Below are 1,594 nucleotides of genomic sequence, written 5' to 3' on the forward strand. Positions count from 1 at the left end.
TAAAAAAAATTGCTAAATTAGTGCTTTAACAATGTTCGTTGCTTTTTTAAGTTTGCTTCTGAATTTCGTTCCGAAATTCCTCGCACACTTAAAACGCAACTATTTTTATACACAAACGTTGTAGGTAATTTACCAACCAAATAAACTGAATGGAAAAAATTCAAAATCAGAAACACACAAAAGAAACTTTTTACTTCGCTTTTTCTCGAATGTTCGAAAGAGCATCTTATTATGGTTTTCGAGCTCTTATAATTCTTTATATGGTTGGAGAAACATTGAATATGGAAACAGCTGAAGCAATAAAGATCTATGGTTGGCTTATAGGTTCATTGGTTTTTTCTCAAATCATAGGAGCACTTTTTGGAGACTTACTTATCGGAAATAGAAAGTCAGTAATTATTGGTGGAATTATTCAAGCAGTCGGAATATTTATCTTATGCATTCCTTCAACAATTGGACTTTACTTAGGATTATTTCTTATCGTTTTAGGTAACGGGTTTTTCACGCCAAATATTACCTCAAATTTTGGAAAGTTATATCTAAACAAAAATAAACTATTAGATTCTGGGTTTACTATATTTTATCTTGCCATAAATCTAGGTTCATTTCTTGGGGTTTTACTAATTGGGTATTTAGGAGCAACTTTTGGTTATAACATTGGGTTTATTATATCTGGAGTACTAATGTTAGTATCAATAGTTCCAATTCTTATTTTAAAGGAAAAAGAAGAATTTAAAATTGAAAAAAATAAACTTTCAATAGACAAAAGAATATTAAACATTTTAATTGCATTTCTTGTTGTTGGACTATTTTGGAGCATTTACGAAATCTCAAACATTCGGAATTTTGATTTACAATTACAATTAAGTGAAATATCTACTTGGAATATCCCGAAACATCTATGGAAATCTATAAGCGCTATTTTTATTTTACCAATTAGTTTAATTGCAATTACTTTGTGGACTTTTTTCTACACTAGTCAATTCTTTAAATTAATGCTTGGTTTTATTTTTGGAGTAATTTCATTTGGAATATTATTTCTAATTCCAGAGATTCCTGCCGACAAACACACAATTACATATTTAGTGTCATTACTTTTTCTTGGAATTTCGGAAATTCATATTGCACCAATTATTCATTCAATATTAACAAAATATTCAAACCCAAAATATTTAGCAATTTTAATTAGTTTGGCTTTTTTACCAACAAGATTAATCTCTCTAATTTTTGGTTTGTTCAATGATAGGTTTTATGACAACCCAATTTTAGGATTGAAATTCGGAATTACAGCAATGAGTATTGTCGGAATTGGGTTAATTGTATTCGTATGGTGGAATAAAAAAAACTACCTACAACACCGTGTATAATTAATTGCTGGCTTTTAGCTCATTTACGAAAGTCCAAACGGACTTTCTTAGTTAGTGTTTTATTTAGTAAATTAGTCTCTTAAAACACGCAAAAAATCATACACAAACACGTTATATTTCATTGCTCAAAAATCCAAAAATGCGGAATTGAAACTCTAAAAAACAAAAAAACTGAATATTTGTGGAACACTCTCTCGCTCGTTAGATTTTTTAAAATGCGGAGTTTA

General features: G+C 29.0%; 1 protein-coding gene. It reads left to right on the forward strand.

The window, feature by feature from the left end:
- Positions 1-149 precede the first annotated feature (149 nt).
- A complete protein-coding gene (locus tag SHK09_RS15380; RefSeq protein WP_319811676.1) occupies positions 150-1,367 on the forward strand; it encodes an MFS transporter in 1,218 nt (405 codons plus the stop codon).
- The last annotated feature ends 227 nt before the right edge of the window (positions 1,368-1,594 follow it).

It is taken from the genome of Polaribacter sp. PL03, from assembly GCF_033875165.1.
GTDB lineage: Bacteria > Bacteroidota > Bacteroidia > Flavobacteriales > Flavobacteriaceae > Polaribacter.